Origin of the sequence: Streptomyces sp. NPDC001536 (assembly GCF_042894505.1) — a bacterium.
Taxonomy (GTDB): Bacteria; Actinomycetota; Actinomycetes; order Streptomycetales; family Streptomycetaceae; genus Streptomyces.
On the sequence record NZ_JBIAVQ010000006.1, the window covers coordinates 384,703 to 403,477 of the forward strand.

Below are 18,775 nucleotides of genomic sequence, written 5' to 3' on the forward strand. Positions count from 1 at the left end.
GCCGGATTCAGGGGCGGCCGGTACGCGCGGGGACAACGGCCCGTCGAGGGACCGCACTTGAACCTGACACCAGTGTCAGGACCGACCCTCGCTCCATGACGACCACCGACACGACCCCCCGCGCGGAGTCCCTCCCGCTGCCCGCTCTCCTCGCCCTCACCACCGCCGTCTTCGTCACCAGCCTCACCGAGACGCTCCCCGCGGGTCTGCTGCCCGCGATGAGCGGGGACCTCGGGGTGAGCGAGTCGGCGGCGGGGCAGGCGGTGACCGTCTACGCGGTCGGCACCGCGCTCACGGCGATCCCGCTGTCCGCGGCGACGGCCGGCTGGCGGCGCAGGCGGCTGCTGCTCACGGCGATGGCGGGCTTCGCCGTGGCCAACACCGTCACGGCCCTCTCCGCGCACTACGCCCTCACCATGGCGGCCCGGTTCGTCGCGGGCGTGGCCGCGGGGCTCGCCTGGGCCCTGCTGGCCGGCTACGCCCGCCGGCTCGTCCCCGACCGGCTCCAGGGCAGGGCCGTCGCGGTCGTGATGACCGGCGTGCCGGTGGCGCTGTCGGTGGGGGTGCCCGCGGGGACGTATCTGGGCGGGGCGCTGGGCTGGCGGACGGCGTTCGCGCTGATGAGCGTGATCGCCGTGGTGCTGCTCGGCTGGATCGCGCTGCTGGTGCCGGACCGGCCGGGCCAGGAGCCCGGCCGCCGGGTCCCGACGGCGCGGGTCCTCGCGGTGCCGGGTGTCGTGCCGGTCCTCTTCGTGACGCTGGTGTTCGTGCTCGCGCACACGGTGCTGTACGCCTACATCGCCACGTTTCTGGACCGGTTCGGCCTCGGCGGCTCGACGGACCTGGTGCTGCTGGTGTTCGGCGGTGCCTCGCTGGTGAGCATCTGGATCGTCGGCGCGCACATCGACCGCCGGCTGCGGGCGCTGACGGTGGCGAGCACCCTGCTGGTCGGCGCGGCGGCCGCACTGCTGGCCGGTCTCGCCGACAGCCAGGCCTTCGTGTATGTCGCCGCCGCCCTGTGGGGCCTGGGCTGGGGCGGCGCGCCCACGCTGCTCCAGACCGCGGTGGCCGACGCGGGCGGTGAGCAGGCCGACGCCGCCCAGGCGATGCTGGTCACCCTGTGGAACGCGGCGATGGCGGGCGGCGGGGCGCTCGGCGGGGTGCTGCTCGGGCTGTTCGGCGCGACGGCGTTCCCGTGGAGCGTGCTGGTGCTGCTCGTGCCGGTGTTCGCGGTCGTGCTGGGGGCGCGTGCGCACGGGTTCTCGGACCGGCGCGGCGGCAAGTGAGGGGCAGCCTGCCCCACCCACGAGGGCAGGACCGCCGTCAAGACGCCGAGCCGGTCGCGACCCCGGGGCCTCAGCCCCGGTTGGTCCCCGCCGGGATCCCGTACGCCCGTTCCACCTTCAGCCGCAGCACCACCCGCCGGTCTCGGACCATCGCGGCCCGGAAGTCGTCCCAGTCGGGGTGCTCGCCCAGGACGTCGCGGTACAGCCGGACGAGTTCCTCGACCGTCTCGTCGTACGGGTCCTGCGCGACCGGAGTGAGCTCGGCCGTCCCCTCGGCGACCGTGTAGGCCCATCGGTCCGGGGCGGTCACGTGGTAGGACGCCCGCGGATCGCGGCGCAGATTGCGGGTCTTGGCGCGGTCGTCCGTGATCGAGACCCGGATGATCCGCTCGTCGGGGTAGTACGCGTGGCTGACGTTCGACAGCTGGGGCCGGCCGTCGCGCTTGAGGGTGACCAGCACCCCGCCGTGGCCCTCGGAGAGGAGCCCGAGCAGTGCGTTCTGAGTCGCGTCCTGAGTCATGCCTGGGTCAACCGGCCCCCGGGGCGCGCGCATTCCCGGACCGGGAACGGGTGGACGCTGTCTGCTCCTGCTCGGTAGACAGCGTCCAGCCTGCTGCTCTTCGGCCGCCTGGTGGAGCTGGTCGCCCTGGCCCGCCCGGACGCGGACGCCCGTCTCGGCGCCGGGTCCTTGTAGGCGAATCTGCACGGCACGGTCCTCACCATCGCCCAGCCCACCCTGCAACGGGACTTGGACGCCTCCCTCGCCCAGGTCCAGTGGAGCAGCATCACGGGGTGGGCCCTCGCCGCCGCGGAGGTGTCCCTCGTCACGTTCGCCGTGATCGCGCAGGCGGGTGCGGTGCCGGCGGCGGGTTTCCGTGCCACGATCACCGATCAAGGTCGACCGGGCGATCGTTCGCGGGTTCCTGCGCGACGATGAGGTCTGAGGTCGTCGCGGCGGGGTATGCCGGATCGCACCTCGACGAACGCGAGCGGAGGAGAGCGATGGCACAGCTGCGGCAGGAAGTCGACCCGGGTGAGGTCGGGCTGGACGTGAAGGCGCTGGACCGCCTCGACCAGCACTTCGCCCACTACGTCGACGAGGGACGCGTGCCCGGCTTCCTCGTGGCCGTCGCCCGCGGCGGCCGCGTCGCCCACCTCACGGCCCACGGTCACCGTGACCTGGCCGCCGGGCTCCCCGTCGAGGCGGACACCCTGTGGCGGATCTACTCGATGACCAAGCCCGTCACCGCGGTGGCCGCGCTGATCCTGATGGAGGAGGGGAAGCTGTCGCTGGACGACCCGGTCGCCCGGCATCTGCCCGCCTTCGCCGACGCACGGGTGTACGAGAGCGGCTCGGGCGCCGACATGGTCACTCGCCCGGCCGAACATCCCCTGCTGATACGGCACTTGATGACCCACACGGCAGGCCTGACCTTCGCCTTCTACCACTGCCACCCGGTCGACGCCCTGTACCGCGAGGCCGATCTGGAGTCGTCCGTGGTGCCGGGCTCCACCCTGGCCGAGACGGTCGACGTGTACGCGAGCCTGCCGCTCCAGTTCGAGCCGGGCACGCAGTGGAACTACTCGGTCGCCTCCAATGTGCTCGGCCGGGTCATCGAGGTGGTGTCCGGGCAGCCGCTGGACGCCTTCTTCGCCGAGCGGGTCTTCGGACCGCTCGGCATGACCGACGCCGGCCTGAGCGTCACGGACGAACAGGCGGTCAGACTCTCCGAGTTGTACGGCGAGAAGGACGACGGCGGCATCGAGCCGATCCCCGGACTCCCGCTGCGCGGCCGGCCCCGGTTCCTCTCCGGCAGCGGCGGCATGGCGGCCTCCGCGCACGACATGCACCGCTTCATGGAGATGCTGCGCCGCCGCGGCGAACTCGACGGCACCCGTCTGCTCGCCCCCGGGACGGTGGACCTGATGACCAGGAACCACCTTCCCGGCGGCGCCGACCTGCGCGCCTTCGGCAGCAGACCGGCCCATGACGAGCCCAACAACGACGGGGTCGGCTTCGGTCTCAGCGTCTCCGTGGTGATCGACCCCGCCCGCACGCTCGCGCCCACGAGCGCGGGCACGTTCGGCTGGAGCGGAGCCGCCTCCACGACCTTCTGGGTCGATCCGAGCCGCGACCTGACCGTGCAGTTCTACACCCAGGTACGGCCGAAGACCCTGAGGCTCAACCCGGACCTCAGGCGGCTGGTGCACGAGGCCGTGGTCGACTGATCAGGCGTCGACGCGCAGTGTGAACTCCACGCCCTCCAGAGCGAGTTCGCGCAGCCATTCCTCCGACCGGGCCGCCGTCTCCGCGGCCCGGTTGAGGCCGGGCGGCAGCGAGCCGTCCAGGACGTGGCCCACACCGAGGGCGAGGGTGCGCGAGACGCAGCGGGCCATCGCGCTCTCCTCCTCGTCCCCCACCAGGTCCAGCAGATAGCTGCCCGACCACGCCTGCCCCGCCGGTCCGTGCACATCCAGCGACACGGCGAGGACGACCCGGTCCCGGTCGGTGTCCGTGGTCGGATAGGTCGCCGCCAGCTCCCGTGCCAGCGCGGCGATCCGGGCGTCGTCACCGCCCTTGAGCTCCTCGAACACCGACTCCCAGGCCCGCAGCCACCCCTCCAGTCGCAGGGTGCCCCGCACGAAGGACCGCGCCTTCCAGGCGGGCGGCATCCCGTACTGCTCGACGAACGGCACGCTGTCGCGGTTCGGATAGACCTCGAAGCCCTCCCCGTCGACGACATGCCGCCGGGTCGCCTCCCACGGACGTGCGGCGGTGGTCTCGGCACCGTCCTCGATGTAACGGGCGGGCGAGCGCAGGGCGTTGAGGACTCCGAGAGGTGCCCAGCTGAAGCGGTACCGGAAGTCGTTGGGCACCGCGGGGATGCCGCCGCAGTAGGAGGTGAGACGGTACGAGGCCGCCGTGCCCTCGCCGATCGCGTCCCGGGCGCGGGCGACGAGGCTGTGCGCGAAGAGGTGGTCGATGCCCGGGTCGAGCCCGGCCTCGGTGAGGACGACGATCCCGGCCGCGAGGGCCGCGGGCACCTGTTCCAGCACGGCGTCCGACACATAACTGGAGCACGCGAAGTGCGCCTTCTGCGCGACACACGCCGCCAGGATCCCGGCGTGCTCGGAGGCGGGCAGCATCGACACGACGACGTCCCCGGGCGCGAGTTCGGCCGTCAGCGCCGGGAGGCCGTACGCACGGGGCGCGGCGCGGCCGGTGAGGCCCAGCCGGTCGAGGGCCTCGGCCGCGCGCTCCTCGGTGCGGTGCCACACCCGCACCCGCTCGGCCGTGCCGCACACCCGGGCCAGACCGCTGCCCGTGGACAGCCCGGTGCCGATCCAGTGGACGGTGCCGCTCGCCGGAACCAGCTCAGACATCCCGCGACTCCCCTTCTACGATGCCGAGTTCCCGGCAGGTCTCATGGAACCGGTCCAGACAGCGTCCCCACGGGCCGCCGGTCCCGAAGTCCAGCAGCAACGGCAGCAGTTGCCCCGAGAAGCCCTCGCTGGACTCCTTCGGCAGCAAGGACGGCAGGTTGTCGATGGCGATGAGATCGAGCGGGGGCTCCTTGCGGAGCCGGCGTACCGGCTCGTCCCACTCGGTGGTGCGGTCGTAGACCGGGAGCACGTTCAGGGGTGAGCCGACGTCGCAGGTGACGTCGGAGACGGTGCGCAACCGGCGGGCGGGGTCGTCCAGGTCCGTCTCGCGGAGGAACGGCGGGATCGGGGTGGTGGCGAGGACGCAGTTCACCAGCGCGTCGTGCGCCAGCAGGGCCCGGCGGTCCAGGTCGCGGGTCTCCTCCAGGTCCCAGCAGGTGGGGTCGAGCCCGGCGGCCTCAAGGGCGACGCGGGCGCCGCGTCCGCTGCGGCCCAGGGCGCCGATGACGAGCGCGGTGAACTCCTCGTCCCCGGCGACGGGCCGCAGGATCTCGTCGAGCTCCTCCTTCGAGGTGGGCGTGAGCGGCGCGACGAGCCGGCCCCGGTGCTGGAGCACCGCCAGAGCCGCGCCCAGATAGCCCGCCCAGTAGCCGAAGGCGGCCAGCCGGCGCCCGTGGTCGTCGACCAGGTACTCCAGGTCCAGGAGTGCCCCTCCCCCGGCGGCGAACCGGCGCAGCAGGTCCTCGGCGCCCGGCTGCTGCTTGTAGGCGTGCCCGAAGAAGATGTGCCGGTGCCTCAACTCGGCTGGTTCTTCGGGGAGTTCCTTCAGACCGAGGACGACCGCCTCCGACGGGGCCGACACCCACGATCCCGTGGGCGCGACCCGGGCGCCGACCGCCTCGTACGCCTCTACGGGGAAGATCCGCTGCGGGGACTCCTCGACGGTCAGGGTCACCCCGCTCTCGACGAGCCTGCGGGCGTCGGACGGCACGACCGGTGTGCGCCGCTCGGTGGGTCGGTCCTCGTGGCGCAGCCACAGGTGGAGCTCGGTCATACGCAGTTGGCCTCCGGGCGCGGGGCGTCGGCCGCGAAACGGCCGGCGTTCAACGGGCTGACGTCCACGAAGGGTACGCGGCCCAGGCACAGGTCACGGACGACCTCGCCGACGGCCGGGCCCTGGAGGAAGCCATGTCCGGAGAAGCCGGTCGCATACAGAAAACGGGATACCGAAGTCGCCTCGCCGATCAGGGCGTTGTGGTCCGGGGTGACCTCGTACAGGCCCGCCCAGCCGCCGGTGCGGCGCAGGTCGAGCAGGGACGGGGCGCGGTGTTCCATGGCGGCGGCGAGGCGGGGGATCCAGCGGTCGTGGGTGTCGGTGGCGAAGCCGGGGCGCTCGTCGGGGTCGGACATGCCGAGGAGGAGGCCGGGGCCCTCGCGGTGGAAGTAGAGGGTGCTGCTGAAGTCGATGGTCATCGGCAGGTCGGGCGGCAGGCCCTGGACCGGCTCGGTGACCGCGATCTGGCGTCGCAGCGGCTCCACGGGCAGGTCCACGCCGACCATCTGCCCGACCGCGCGCGACCAGGCGCCGGCCGCGCAGATCACCGTGTCGGTGGAGATGGTGCCGAGCGTCGTCTCGACGGCCCTGATGATGTCGTCCCGCACGGTGATGCCGGTGACCTCGGTGTGCCGCAGGACGCGGGCGCCCAGGGCGCGGGCGGCGGAGGCGTAGCCGTGGACGACGGCCTCGGGGGTGCAGTGGCCGTCGTCCGGTGAGTACGCGGCGGCCAGCAGCCCGTCGGTGCCGATCAGCGGGGAGAGCCTGCGGGCCTCCTTCGGGGTGAGCATGCGGCTGGGCACGCCGAGGGAGTTCTGGAGCCGTACCCCCGCCTCGAAGGAGGCCACGTCCTCGGGCGTCGACAGCAGGAAGAGATAGCCGACGCGGTGCAGGCCGATGTCGTGGCCGATCTCCTCCCGGAACCGGCCGAACGCCTCCAGGCTGCGCGCGCCGAGCTGCACGTTGAGGCTGTCGGAGAACTGGGCCCGCACCCCTCCGGCCGCCTTCGAGGTGGACCCGGAGGCCAGTTCGTCGCGTTCGACGAGGACGACGTCGCGGACACCGGCGGCGGCGAGGTGGTAGGCGATGCTCGCGCCCATCACTCCGCCGCCGATCACAACGGCGTTTGCCTGCGTCTGCACGGGCGAGCCTCCCAGGGGTGTCGGGGCCGGTCCCCTCTTCCTGTCCGGGCTCCGGTGCCCGTAATCAGGACAGGTGGGCCACCGCGTCCAGATGCGGCAGGTGGTGGTCCAGCCGTTCGCGCTTGGTGCGCAGATAGGTGATGTTGCTCTCGCAGGGCGCTATCAGCAGCGGCACGGTCTCGGCGACCTCGATGCCGTGGCGCACCAACGCCTCGCGCTTGTCCGGGTTGTTGGACATCAGCCGCACCGAGCGCACGCCCAGGTCGTGCAGCATCCCGGCGGCGACCCCGTAGTCGCGGGCGTCCACCGGCAGACCGAGGGCGAGGTTCGCCTCGACGGTGTCCAGGCCCTCCGCCTGCAAGGCCATGGCGCGCAGCTTGGCGAGCAGTCCGATGCCGCGGCCCTCGTGGCCCCTCAGGTAGACGACGATGCCGCTGCCCTCGGCGACGACGGCCCGCAGCGCCGAGTCGAGTTGTTCGCCGCACTCGCAGTGCCTCGAACCGAAGGCGTCACCGGTCAGGCATTCCGAGTGCAGCCGGGTGAGGACCTCGTCCGTGCCGATCTCGCCGTAGACCAGGGCGACTTGCTCGTCACCGCGATCGTGGTCGAGGTAACCGACCGCCCTGAATTCACCGTACACGGTGGGCAGCGGAGCATTCACAACGCGTTCCACGCCCGTGCGCTGTGGAGTCTTCTTGCCGAGTACGCCAACTTTTTCTGTCATGATTCTCGAGTTCCTAAGAAGAGACGAAAGGCCGTGAAAGAATGAGTGGTTCGCAAACGCGGTCGGCGGAGCACGCTACGTTGCCGGCGGACACCACGGAAGACGTACGGACGCGGGGCGCGGGTGTCTCACGACAGATCGCCGTCCTTCCCGTCGGAAGTTTCGAGCAGCACGGCCCGTTCCTTCCGCTGGCGACCGACACGCTCGTCGCCTGCGCCGTCGCCCGGGAGATCGCCGCGGCGTACCCGGTACACCTGCTCCCTCCCGTGACGATCTCCTGCTCGCACGAGCACGCGGCGTGGGCGGGAACCGTCAGCATCTCCTCGGTGACCCTTCACTCGGTGATACGGGACATAGCGTCTTCGCTCCGCCGCTCCGGCGTCGAGACCCTGGTCGTGGTCAACGGGCACGGCGGAAACTACGTACTGGGCAACGTCGTTCAGGAATCCTCCGCCCGCGGTGAGCGAATGGCCCTGTTCCCGGCCCCGGAGGACTGGGAGGCGGCCCGGGAGCGGGCGGGGGTGGTCACCTCGCTGCTCACCGACATGCATGCGGGGGAAATCGAGACCTCCATCCTTCTGCACGCTCATCCCGAATTCGTCCGACCCGGTTATGAGACCTCCGATTTCATCGCCGACGACCGACGTCATCTGCTCACCCTCGGTATGTCCGCCTATACCGATTCCGGTGTCATCGGCCGTCCTTCGCTGGGTTCGGCGGAAAAGGGCAAGGCGCTGCTCGCGAGCCTTGCGGATTCCTTCGGCGCGTATTTCTCACTGCTCACCTCCGACGGCGATTCGACGCGCGGATAGCGGGCGAGCAGGACGACGAGGCCCGGCAGGCTGGCCGCGAGCGAGAGCACCCCGTAGACGACGGCGACGGCCAGCCCGCTGCCGGCGCCCAGCCCGGCGGCGCCGAACGCCCAGGCGGTGACGCCCTCGCGGGGACCCCAGCCGCCGACGTTGAGCGGCAGGCCCATGGCGAGCAGGGCGAGCACCGCGATGGGCAGCAGGACGGCGACGGAGGCGGCGGAACCGGCGACGCGGGCGGCGAGCACGAACATCGCGAGATGCCCGGCGAGGACGACGACGGAGGACAGCGCGACACCGGGCCCGTTCCGCCGCGACAGCAGACCTTCGCGGGCCTCGCGCAGCGCCTTGCCGGCCCGTGAGGGCGCCCGGTTCATCCGCAGGGCGAGTACGACGGCCAGCGCGCCCAGCGTGGCGAGGATGAGCAGCGGCGCGAGATGGCGGGCCTGGGAGAGCACCGGTGACGGCATGGTCAGCAGCACCGCGGCGCCGATGACGGCCAACGCGACCTGTCCGGCGACCCGTTCGAGGACGACGGCCCGCACACAGCGCCCGAGCTCCTGGGTGCTGCGCCCGTGCCGCACCGCCCGGTGCACATCGCCGAGCACGCCGCCGGGCAGGGCGGCGTTGAGGAACAGGGCCCGGTAGTAGGAGGCCACGGCCGCACCGAGCGGCAGCCGGATCCTCAGGCCCCGGGCGACCAGCTGCCAGCGCCAGGCGCTGAAGACGGTGGTGACCACGCCGATCCCGAGCGCGGCGAGCAGGGTCGCCCCGTCGATCCGGCGCAACCCGTCGAGGAAGACGCCGGTGCCGAGCCGCCACAGCAGGACGGCGAGGATGACCACGCCGACGGCGCTGCCCACGTGGGTGCGCACGGCGGGGGACTTGAGACGGGCGAGAACGTTTCGCCACCAGGAGACGCCGGGGTCGCTGGAGACGCCGGGGGCGGCCGGAGCGGTGTCGGGCCGGGGCGCGGCGACGATCACGCCGATGCGGTCCTCGGAGACGGCGACGGGCGGCGGCGGGACGGCCTTGACGGGCGGGAGGGCGACGGTGGCGGCGCCGGCCCCGGCGGGCGCCCCGCCGGTCACCGTGTCGGCGTACCGCTCCTCCACCGACGTACGGGCCGGGAAGTCGGCCACGCCCGTCACGGACACGGTCGCGTCCACCGGCGTCACCGCGACGCGGCCGCGCCCCCGGATCACCGCGGCCCGCCCGGCCCACCGCCTGCGCCGGCCCGGCCCCCGCAGGCCCGCGTGGGCCGCCCGTACCGTCTCCACGCTCATGCCGCCCCGCCCGTCGGCCGGGACAGTGCCAGCAGGTCGGTGTGGTGGACGACCACGCTCAGCTCGCCCGCCTCGCAGGCCTCCAGACGGGCCCGGAGGTACCGGTCCGCGCGCTCGCGCAGCTCCGGGCGCTGTTCCACCGCGGCGCCGACCCAGCCGCGCAGCCACTGGGCCGTGAGCGCGGCCTCGGCGGGGCCCAGGCGCCAGGGGCTCGGGTTCAGCCGTACCGTCGCGCCCAGTTCGGAGAAGGCCTCGCAGGCCACCGTGATCGCGTCCGGGCCGAGCAGGCCCGAGCGCCGCTGGTGGGCGTTGAACGCCTCGGCGATCTCGGCGTCCATCGGGTCGGACGGGGTGAAGTCGACACGGCCTGCCACCGAGAGCGTGAGCAGGGCCGGGCAGCCGGCACCGGTGCAGGCGGCGGCGAGGGTCTCGATCTCCTCGCGGGTGAGGACGTCCAGGAGCGCGGAGGCCGTCACCAGGGACGCGCCCGCGAGGGCGTCCGGAGTCAGCCGGCCGACGTCGCCGCGCCGGGTCTCCACGGTGACCCGGCTGCCGTCCGCGGCGACCCGCGGGGAGGCGACGGCCGCGAAGTGCAGGAGGTAGGGGTCGCGGTCGTGCAGCACCCAGTGCTGGGGGCCGTCGAGCCGGGGCGCGAGCCAGCGGCCCATCGACCCGGTACCGCACCCGAGGTCGTGCACGACCACCCCGGCCTTGCCGGGCAGGTTGGCGAGCCGGATCCGCAACGGGTCGAGCAGATCCAGCGACCGCGCGCCCGCGTCCGCGGGTTCCCGCAGCTCCAGCCACTCGGGCGCGTACCGGGGCTGCTCCTCGGGCCCGTCCTCGCGCAGCCGTACGGTGGGCCGCTCACCGGGACGTACGGCGGGGCCGGCGCCGGGGATCACGGACTCCGCGTCGGCGGACTTCGAGGACGCCGGGGTCTCCCCGGCCGTCTTGGGCTCCATCCCTGCCACGTCCCGCGGTCCCGCCTGCGCCGGGATCTTTCCCCCGCGCTGTGTCGTCGTAGCCGTCTTCCTCATGCCGCCCTCCTGGGTTCGCTCGGCAGTCGGCCCAGTACTCCGGCCAGGCTGCGGGCCGTGGTCGCCCAGCCGTCCAGGGCGGCCCGCCGGCCCCGGGCAGCCGCCTTGAGCCGGCGTCGTACGTCCGCCTCGCCGAACCAGCCGCGCAGCTCGGCGGCGAGGGCGGCGGGGTCCTCCGGCGGGACGAGGATGCCGGGCACACCGCCGTCGGGGGCGCGGCCGACCGCCTCGGGCAGGCCGCCGACGTCGGTGGCCAGCACGGGGATGCCGCGGGCGAGGGCCTCGGTGACCGCCATGCCGTAGGTCTCGGCGTAGGAGGTGAGGACCATCAGGTCGGCGGCGGCGTAGCTGGCGTCGAGTTCGGCGCCGGCCTGCGGTCCGGCCAGGTGCAGCCGGTGTTCCAGGCCGTACTTCGCGATCAGGGACCGCAGGTCGGCCACGTACTCGGGGTCGTGGCCGAGGCCGCCGACGCACACGCAGCTCCACGGCAGGTCCCGGACCGCCGCCAGCGCCTCCACCAGGCGGTGCTGTCCCTTGCGGGGTGTCACCGCGGCGACGCACAGCAGCCGGGAGAGGCCGTCGGTGCCGGAGGCGAGGGGGGCGATGTCGGCGCCGGGGGCGGCGACATGGACCCGGTCGGGGGCGAGGCCGTGATGGGAGACCAGGCGGCGGACCGCCCAGTCGCTGGTGGCGACGACCGCGGGGACCGCGCGGAGCACCGCGCGCTCCTTGGCGTCCAGCTCTGCGGCCAGGACCGGTTCGAGGCCGGTCTCGTCACCGAGCGGGAGGTGGACGAGGACCACGAGCCGCAGCCGTTCCGCCTCCGGGACGACGATCTCCGGGACGCCGCAGGCGACCAGGCCGTCCATGAGGACCACGGTGTCGTCCGGCAACCCCCGCAGCACGCTCGCCAGTTCCGCGCGGGCCGCGGCGCCCGGCCGGGGCCACTCGCCCGCCACCGCGTGCTTGTGGACCTGCCAGCCGAAGCCGGGCAGGTCCAGACTCACGCGCCGGTCATAGGCGTTGCCGCCGCTCGGCGCGGCCGGGTCGTCGACACCGCCCGGCATGACGAAGTGCACGGAGCGCAGAGACATGGGGACGATGTCCGCGTTCTTCAGAGAGGAATGCTGCACGGGCACATAGCCCAGGGCCGGCTGCGGGGCCTTCTCCAGGGTCACGTCGGTCACAGCGCACGCTCGTAACTGGCCCACGCGACATGCGACTCGTGCAGGGTGACGGCGATCGCCGCGATGCCCCGGGCGCCCTCGCCGAGCGCGCCCTTCTCGATCCGTTCGGCGAGCCGGTCGGCGATGACCTTGGCCAGGAACTCCGTCGACGTGTTGATCCCGGCGAAGTCGGGTTCGTTGTCGAGGTTTCTGTAGTTCAGCTCGCTGACGACAGCGCCGAGTTCCTGCGTGGCCAGTCCGATGTCGACGACGATGTTGTCGTCGTCCAACTGCTCCCGCCGGAAGGTGGCGTCCACGAGGAACGTCGCTCCGTGCAGGCGCTGTGCGGGTCCGAAGACCTCGCCGCGGAAGCTGTGGGCGATCATGATGTGATCGCGGACGGTGACACTGAACAACGGACGACCCTCCAGGTGCGGCACGTCTGATCCCCCCGGCTGATCGCCGGCGGGGATGCCGAGTAGTACGGCTCCTCGCTTCCTCGCGTTCAGCCGTCTCTCACTCTTTTCTCAGGTCAGGCGCTCTTGCCGTACCTCACGCGGTGACAAAGAGCAGGAATTTCCCCGGAAGTGAGCATGGGCATCACCCGTGGCAGCTCCTCGAACGCGCTTTCCCCCGTGACGAGCGCGTCGAGCGCCGGGTCGGCGAGCAGTTCGAGGGCGAGGGCCAGCCGGTCGGCGTAGGTGCGGCTGGAGCGGCGGGCCGGGGAGACCGTGCCGACCTGGCTGCTGCGGATGACGAGCCGCCGGGAGTGGAAGGCCTCGCCGAGCGGAAGGCTGACCTGCCGGTCGCCGTACCAGCTGAGTTCGAGGACCGTGCCCTCGGGCGTCAGCAGTTCCAGGGAGCGGGTCAGTCCCTGTTCGGTGGCGCTGGCGTGGACGACGAGGTCGCACTCCCCCAGGGCGTCCTTCGGCAGCGCGAAGTCGACACCCAGGGCCTTCGCGACCCCCGCCCGTGCCGGGTCGGCGTCGACCAGTTGGACCCGTACGCCGGGGAAGCGGGCCAGGAGTGCCGCGACCGAGCAGCCGACCATGCCGCCGCCGACCACGGCGATCCGGTCGCCGATCAAGGGGGCCGCGTCCCAGAGGGCGTTGACGGCGGTCTCCAGGGTGCCGGCGAGGATCGCCCGTTCGGCGGGCACGTTCCCGGGCACCCGGGTCACGGCGGTCACCGGGACGACGTAGCGCGTCTGGTGCGGGTAGAGGCAGAAGACCGTACGGCCGACGAGGTCCGCCGGGCCCTCCTCGACCTCTCCGACGCTGAGGTAGCCGTACTTCACGGGGGCCGGGAAGTCGCCCTCCTGGAACGGCGCCCGCATGGCCGCGTGCTGGCTCTCGGGGACCCCGCCGCGGAAGACGAGGGTCTCCGTGCCGCGGCTGACGCCGGAGTACAGGGCACGGACCAGTACTTCCCCCTCGGAGGGAGCCGGGAGGGTGACCTCACGTATCTCACCTTCACCCGGACTGTTGAGCCAGAAAGCACTCGCGGTGCGCTTCATCGGCCTCCTCCTGAACGCTTGGGAAGTAGTTCACGTACCGAGGTGTGCACAGGTCGCGCACAGTACGCGGCGTTGATCGACTCTGTCACACGGCCGGAGGATGTTCGGTGGCCCTGAACAACACTTACGACGCAAGGCTGGTCCAGCAGGAGACCGCTGTGGGAGCGGGTGTACAGATCCTGTTGCTGGCTCTGCTCGGGACGGCGATCGGCATGGGACCGGCGGGCTGGCTGACCGGTCTCGTCTTCGCCGTCGCCACCTGGGCGGTGCTCTCCCGGGCCCTGCACCGCCACCGTCCGCGCTCCTTCGGCCCCGCCAACCGGGTCACCCTCGGCCGGGCCACCCTGGTCGGCGGGGTCACCGCCCTGGTCGCCGACTCCTTCCAGAGTTCGCCGCCGGTCACCCTCTTCGTCGGTCTGACGGCCGTGGCCCTCATCCTCGACGGCGTCGACGGGAAGGTCGCCCGCCGCACCGGCACCTCCACCCCGCTGGGCGCGCGCTTCGACATGGAGGTCGACGCGTTCCTGATCCTGGTGCTCAGCGTCTACGTCTCGATGGCGCACGGCCCGTGGGTCCTCCTGATCGGCGGTATGCGCTACGCCTTCGTCGCCGCCGCCCGCGTCTGGCCGTGGCTGAACGCCCCGCTGCCGCCGAGCACGGCCCGCAAGACGGTGGCCGCCCTCCAGGGTGTGTTCCTCCTGCTGGCGGCCTCGGGTCTGCTGCCGTACGCCCTGGAGTTCGGGGTCGTCGCGACGGCGCTGGGCGCGCTGGTGTGGTCGTTCGGCCGGGACGTCCTGTGGCTGCTGCGCACCTCGCGGATCGAGGCGGTCCTGCTGGAGGACGTGCGCGAGCTGGTCGCCGGATGACCTACGGCCGGCGCGGCAGCAGCGCGATCGCCGCGGCCGGTACGGCGGCCAGCACCAGCCACGGCACCGCCGCCGGCAGCCCGCTGTCGAGGAGTGTGCCGGTGAGCGAGCTGCCGACCAGCACGATCAGGCCGGAGACCGAGGACAGCGCGCCGGTGTAGAGACCGAGCCGCCCCTCCTCGGCGAGGTCGGGGACCCAGGCTCGGGCGACGGGGGCGACGAGCATCTGGCCGAGGGTGAGCAGCACGACGAACCCGGCCGCGGGAAGCAGCCCCGCCGTCCCGGTCCACCCGGCCGGCCGGGCGAGCGCCACGACCGCGAACCCGGCGGCGATGAGCAGCAGTCCGGCCACCATCGAGCGGCGCAGGGCGAGCCGGTCCCCCACCCAGCGGGTGACGGGCAGCTGGGCGGTCACCACCAGCAGCGAGGACAGGGCGAACAGCCAGGCCAGCGCGGACTGGGAGCCGGTGGCACGCTCCACCTCGGCGGGCAGGGCGAGATAGAGCTGGTTGTAGGCGAGCAGGTAGGCGCCGTACGCGCAGCACAGCGCGAGGAAGCGCCGGTTGCGCACCAGCACCCGCATCCCGCCCTTGAACTGGACCCGTTGGCGTCCCGGAATGTGCTGCGGCAGCAGCCACGCGTGTCCGGCGAGGACGAACACGAAGATCCCGGCACCGGCGAGACACACGCTCCGGAAGTCCACCGACAGCAGCAGCGCGCCGAGCAACGGCCCGACGAACGCCCCCGCCTGGCCGGCCACGGTGAACAGCGCGAGCACCCGGGTACGGGATCCACCGCCCTCCTCCTCGTGGGCGACGGCCTGCCGGGCCACCTCGGACTCGACCGCGGGGGAGAACAGCGCGGCGGCGAACCCGATCAGCAGCACGGCCCCGATGACCGCCCAGGTCGCCGAGGCGTACCCGAGCCAGGCGAACCCGGCGATCCGCAGCACGCATCCCGCGAGCACGACCGGCCGGATCCCGTACCGGTCGGCGAGCGCCCCGCCCACCACGAACAGCCCCTGCTGGCTGAAGGTCCGCAGACCCAGCACGAACCCGACCATCCAGCCCGCCATGCCCACCGCCGTGCCGAGGTGCTCGGACAGGAACGGCAGCACGGCGAAGAAGCCGACGTTGAAGGCGAGTTGGGTGAGGATCAGCAGCCGGAGCAGGGGCGTGAGACGAGGACGCGTACGGCTCACGTCCTTGCGCAGGACGGTCGCGATTGAGCTCATCGAGTCTCCACCCATTCCCTTGTACGAGGCTGCTGTCCGGATTCGGTGACAGGTGGGCGCGGCTTCCGGCGCGGCCGGCGCACCCCGCCCGCCGCGGTGACCGCCAGTGCGCCGAGCAGGGCGAGTGCGGCGGCGGGGGCGAGGACGGCCCAGGGGGCGCGCTCGGCGTAGGGCTGGTTCTCGGCGAGCAGCAGGCCCCACTCCGGGGAGGGCGGCTGGGCGCCCAGGCCGAGGAAGGCGAGCGAGGCCAGGGCGAGGGCGAGGCCGGGGAGCCGCAGCAGGGCGTGGCGGGTGACGGGCGGCAGGACGGCGGGCAGGAGTTCGTGGCGCAGCAGGTGCCAGGGGCCGGCGCCCAGGCCGAGGGTGGCGGTGATGTGCAGGGCGGCGCGTTCCTGGCGGAGCAGTGCGGAGGTGTGGGCGGCCAGCGGTGCCCAGGCGACGGCGCCTACGGCGAGCGCGGGGGTGGCGGGGCCGCTGCCGGCGACGGCGGTGACGAGGAGGGCGACGAGGACCGGCGGCAGGGCGGTGACCGTGTCGACGAGCGGGCCGGACAGCCGGGGCAGCAGTCCGAGCAGGACGCCGACGAACAGGGCGGCCGTGCCGATCGCGAGGGCGAGCAGCAGGGTTTCGAGGGCGCCGTGGCCGACGCGGGCGAGGACGTCGCGGCCGAGCGCGTCGGTGCCGAAGGGGTGCTTCGGGGAAGGGGCTTGGAGGCGCTGTTCCGTGTCGAGGGCGAGCGGATCGCGGCGCAGGCCGAGGACGATGACGACCGCCAGCAGTCCACCGTATGCAAAAGGCTGTACTCCGCGTACCGGCGGCTTCGGTCCGTGCAGGGACGGCAGGGCGCCGTCGCGCAGGGCGGTGCCGATGAGCAGGCGAGTGGCGAGTGCGGCGAGGCCCGCGAAGGCGGCGGCCAGGAGGACGAGGGCGAGGGTGCCGGCCTGGAGGACGGGGAGGTCCTGGGCGAGGGCGGCCTGGAGGGTGGTGCGGCCGAGGCCGGGTATGTCGAAGATCTGCTCGACGGCGACCGAGCCGCCGGTGAGGCCGACCGCGAACAGGCCGGTGTTCGGCAGGAGTCCGGGCAGGCAGCGGCGCAGGGCCTGGCGGGCGATCGTACGGCCTGGCAGTCCGCGGGCGGCGGCGGCCAGCGCCCAGGGTTCGGCGAAGGCGCCGGGCAGCAGGTCGTCGAGGAGGCGGCCGAGCACTGCGCCGGCGGGCAGGCCGAGGGCGAGGGCGGGGAGGATCGTCCACTGCGGCCCGTACCAGCCGAGGGCGGGCAGCCAGCCGAGCTGGACGCCGACGACGGTGGCGAGCACGGACGCGGTGAGGAACTCGGGCAGCGCGGCGAGGACCGCGGACCCGCCGCCGGCCCGGCGTCCGCCGAGCCGGTGGTGTGCGCCGAGCCGCAGGGTACGGGCGCAGATCAGCGCGGCCGTGGTGGCGGCGACCACCAGGGCCACCGCCATCAACAGCAGGGACGCGCCCAGTGCTTGGAGCACGGCGGGCGTGACCTCGCTTCCGGAGATCCACGACTGGCCCGCGTCCCCGCGCCACAGACCGCTCAGCCACTGGCCGAGGAGGTGGAACGGGCCGTCTTCCAGGCCCAGTTGGGCACGGATGTCGGCCAACACCTCAGGGTCGGGGTCGCGTTCGGCCGACCGGGCCTTGAGCACGGTCAGCGCCGGGTCCGTGCGCGTGAGCCACGGCAGCAGGCCGATGGCGCACACGAGGGCGGCGGCGATCCCTGCCCGCCACAGGAGCGTGGCCGCTTGGTGGCGCATACGTCAGCGCCGGGTGCCGATGCCGACGAGGGTGCGCTCGTACGGGTCGAGGAGGGCGCCGCTGACCTTGGCACCGACGCCGGTGATGACGCGCTGGTGGACCAGCGGGACGACGGCGTCGGTGCCGAGGATCTTCGCCTCGGCGGCCATGGCGGCGTCCTGGCGCCTGGCGGTGTCGGCGACGCCCTCGGCCTTCCGCACCGCCTTGTCGACGTCCTTGTCGCACAGCAGCGCCAGGTTGTAGCTGCCGTCGCAGGTGAAGTCGCTGGCGAGGAGCGAGACGGGGTCGCCGGTGTCGAGGAGGCTGTTGCGGGCGCCGACGAAGGCGTCGAACCTGCCCTCCAGCGCGTCGCTCTCCAGCCGCGAGTACTCGCGCACCTCCAGCTCGACCTCGAACCCGGCCTTCTCCAGCTGCTGCTTCAACACCTGGGCGGCCTCGGGGAGTTCGGGCCGGTTGTCGTACGTGGCGAGGGTGATCCTGGTCCCGTCCGGGTCGGCGGCCTCCGCCCGGCCGGCCGGGTCGGTCCGCTTGCCCTCGGCCCAGGTCACGGCGGGTCCGTAGAGGCCGGCTCCGGCGTCGGCGTATCCCTCGTAGACGCCCTTGGCCAGCGCGAGGTGTCGACGGCCTGCCGTGCGGCGGCCCTGAGGCCGGCGTCCTTGAACACGTCCGACTCGGTGTTGAGGAGCAGGCTCGTGGTGCGGGTCGTGGCGGTGGCCTTGCGCAGGCCCTTGTCGAGGGTGGCGGCCTGGGCGACGGGGATCGCCTCGGCGAGGTCGACCTGGTCGGTACGGAGCGCGCTCGCCCGGGCGGTGCCGTCGGCGACGAACTTCACGTCGATGCCGGAGGCCTGGGCGCGGCCGCCCCAGTAGTCGTCGTAGCGGTCGAGGGTGGCGGCGGTGGCGCCCATGACCTTGGTGAGTTCGAAGGGGCCGGTGGCGTGGCCGATCGGGTCGGCCTTCTGGCCGTAGGCCTTCGGGGAGAGGATGGCGAGGCTGGGGCTGGACAGTCGCAGCGGCAGCGCGGGGTCGGGGTCCTTCGTGGTGACCCGCACGCCGGTGGCGCCCTCGGCCTTCGCGGTGAGGGTCACGCCGGAGAGGGCGGCGGGGGCCGGCTTTGCCTCGGTGGCACGGGTGAGGGCGCCGGCGACGGCGGCCGGGGTGACGTCGGTGCCGTCCTGGAAGGTTGCCGAGTTCAGGGTGAACAGCCAGGTGCGGTCGTTCTCGCGGGTCCAGGAGGCGGCGAGCGCGGGGGCGGCGGCGCCGTTGGCGTCCAGGGCGGTCAGTCCCTCGGTGACGCCGAGCCGGCTGAGGAGGGTGGCGTCGGCGCCGTACGGCGAGAGGTTCTCGGCGGGCGGGAAGGCGAGGGCGACCCGCAGCCGGGAGCCGTCCCCGGCGCCGTCGGACGAGCCGCCCGAGCCGTCGGAGGCGAAGCAGCCGGTGAGGGCGGGGGCGAGCAGGAGGGCGAGGAGGAAACGCGGTCGGGTCATGCG

General features: G+C 73.2%; 15 protein-coding genes and 2 pseudogenes. 4 read left to right on the top strand and 13 right to left on the bottom strand.

Annotated features, from left to right (window positions below; genetic code table 11):
• The first annotated feature begins 95 nt into the window (after positions 1-95).
• Positions 96-1,286, top strand: coding sequence for an MFS transporter (locus ACFY0U_RS19610; protein WP_388637025.1), 1,191 nt, complete (start codon positions 96-98; stop codon positions 1,284-1,286).
• 70 nt (positions 1,287-1,356) lie between these two features.
• Here ACFY0U_RS19610 and ACFY0U_RS19615 read toward each other — a convergent pair whose 3' ends face one another.
• Positions 1,357-1,806 (bottom strand): PPOX class F420-dependent oxidoreductase, encoded by a 450-nt coding sequence (locus ACFY0U_RS19615; RefSeq protein WP_388637028.1) that lies wholly within the window; start codon positions 1,804-1,806, stop codon positions 1,357-1,359.
• 482 nt (positions 1,807-2,288) lie between these two features.
• On the opposite strand from ACFY0U_RS19615, the gene ACFY0U_RS19620 reads away from it, so the two are divergent.
• The gene (locus ACFY0U_RS19620; RefSeq protein WP_388637030.1) at positions 2,289-3,515 is read left to right on the top strand and encodes a serine hydrolase domain-containing protein; all 1,227 of its coding nucleotides are present in this window, start codon (positions 2,289-2,291) and stop codon (positions 3,513-3,515) included.
• On the opposite strand, the gene ACFY0U_RS19625 is transcribed toward ACFY0U_RS19620, so the two are convergent.
• From ACFY0U_RS19625 to ribA, 4 genes are all read right to left on the bottom strand, one after another.
• Positions 3,516-4,670 (bottom strand): saccharopine dehydrogenase family protein, encoded by a 1,155-nt coding sequence (locus tag ACFY0U_RS19625; RefSeq protein ID WP_388637033.1) that lies wholly within the window; start codon positions 4,668-4,670, stop codon positions 3,516-3,518.
• Positions 4,663-5,724: a saccharopine dehydrogenase gene (locus ACFY0U_RS19630; RefSeq protein ID WP_388637036.1), complete on the bottom strand. Its 1,062-nt coding sequence runs from the start codon at positions 5,722-5,724 to the stop codon at positions 4,663-4,665. The genes ACFY0U_RS19625 and ACFY0U_RS19630 overlap by 8 nt, the downstream gene beginning before the upstream one ends.
• Positions 5,721-6,866: an NAD(P)/FAD-dependent oxidoreductase gene (locus ACFY0U_RS19635; protein ID WP_388637039.1), complete on the bottom strand. Its 1,146-nt coding sequence runs from the start codon at positions 6,864-6,866 to the stop codon at positions 5,721-5,723. The genes ACFY0U_RS19630 and ACFY0U_RS19635 overlap by 4 nt, the downstream gene beginning before the upstream one ends.
• A gap of 64 nt (positions 6,867-6,930) precedes the next feature.
• Positions 6,931-7,590 carry a GTP cyclohydrolase II gene (ribA, locus tag ACFY0U_RS19640; protein WP_365411134.1) on the bottom strand — a complete coding sequence of 220 codons (660 nt, stop codon included), beginning with the start codon at positions 7,588-7,590 and terminating at the stop codon, positions 6,931-6,933.
• Between the two features lie 41 nt (positions 7,591-7,631).
• Between ribA and ACFY0U_RS19645 the strand changes: the two genes are divergently transcribed.
• Complete coding sequence (locus ACFY0U_RS19645) at positions 7,632-8,402, top strand: creatininase family protein (protein WP_388637043.1); 771 nt, start codon at positions 7,632-7,634, stop codon at positions 8,400-8,402.
• 86 nt (positions 8,403-8,488) lie between these two features.
• Here the strand turns inward: ACFY0U_RS19645 and ACFY0U_RS19650 are convergent.
• From ACFY0U_RS19650 to ACFY0U_RS19670, 5 genes and pseudogenes are all read right to left on the bottom strand, one after another.
• Positions 8,489-9,685: pseudogene (locus tag ACFY0U_RS19650) on the bottom strand (lysylphosphatidylglycerol synthase transmembrane domain-containing protein); the annotation flags it as partial.
• The gene (locus tag ACFY0U_RS19655; protein WP_388637046.1) at positions 9,682-10,722 is read right to left on the bottom strand and encodes a class I SAM-dependent methyltransferase; all 1,041 of its coding nucleotides are present in this window, start codon (positions 10,720-10,722) and stop codon (positions 9,682-9,684) included. The gene ACFY0U_RS19655 and the pseudogene ACFY0U_RS19650, both read right to left, overlap by 4 nt.
• Complete coding sequence (locus tag ACFY0U_RS19660) at positions 10,719-11,909, bottom strand: glycosyltransferase family 4 protein (protein ID WP_388637049.1); 1,191 nt, start codon at positions 11,907-11,909, stop codon at positions 10,719-10,721. The genes ACFY0U_RS19655 and ACFY0U_RS19660 overlap by 4 nt, the downstream gene beginning before the upstream one ends.
• Complete coding sequence (locus ACFY0U_RS19665; RefSeq protein ID WP_171142241.1) at positions 11,906-12,304, bottom strand: 6-carboxytetrahydropterin synthase; 399 nt, start codon at positions 12,302-12,304, stop codon at positions 11,906-11,908. Before ACFY0U_RS19665 ends, ACFY0U_RS19660 begins: the two co-directional genes overlap by 4 nt.
• Before the next feature lie 116 nt (positions 12,305-12,420).
• Complete coding sequence (locus ACFY0U_RS19670; protein ID WP_388637052.1) at positions 12,421-13,404, bottom strand: NAD(P)-binding protein; 984 nt, start codon at positions 13,402-13,404, stop codon at positions 12,421-12,423.
• A 107-nt stretch (positions 13,405-13,511) separates the two neighbouring features.
• Between ACFY0U_RS19670 and ACFY0U_RS19675 the strand changes: the two genes are divergently transcribed.
• Positions 13,512-14,270, top strand: a complete 759-nt coding sequence (locus ACFY0U_RS19675) for a CDP-alcohol phosphatidyltransferase family protein (protein WP_388637054.1) — start codon at positions 13,512-13,514, stop codon at positions 14,268-14,270.
• A 1-nt stretch (position 14,271) separates the two neighbouring features.
• Here ACFY0U_RS19675 and ACFY0U_RS19680 read toward each other — a convergent pair whose 3' ends face one another.
• From ACFY0U_RS19680 to ACFY0U_RS19690, 3 genes and pseudogenes are all read right to left on the bottom strand, one after another.
• Positions 14,272-15,504: an MDR family MFS transporter gene (locus ACFY0U_RS19680; RefSeq protein ID WP_388637057.1), complete on the bottom strand. Its 1,233-nt coding sequence runs from the start codon at positions 15,502-15,504 to the stop codon at positions 14,272-14,274.
• Complete coding sequence (locus tag ACFY0U_RS19685; protein ID WP_388637061.1) at positions 15,501-17,285, bottom strand: ABC transporter permease subunit; 1,785 nt, start codon at positions 17,283-17,285, stop codon at positions 15,501-15,503. Before ACFY0U_RS19685 ends, ACFY0U_RS19680 begins: the two co-directional genes overlap by 4 nt.
• Before the next feature lie 3 nt (positions 17,286-17,288).
• Positions 17,289-18,772: pseudogene (locus ACFY0U_RS19690) on the bottom strand (ABC transporter substrate-binding protein).
• Positions 18,773-18,775: the final 3 nt, after the last annotated feature.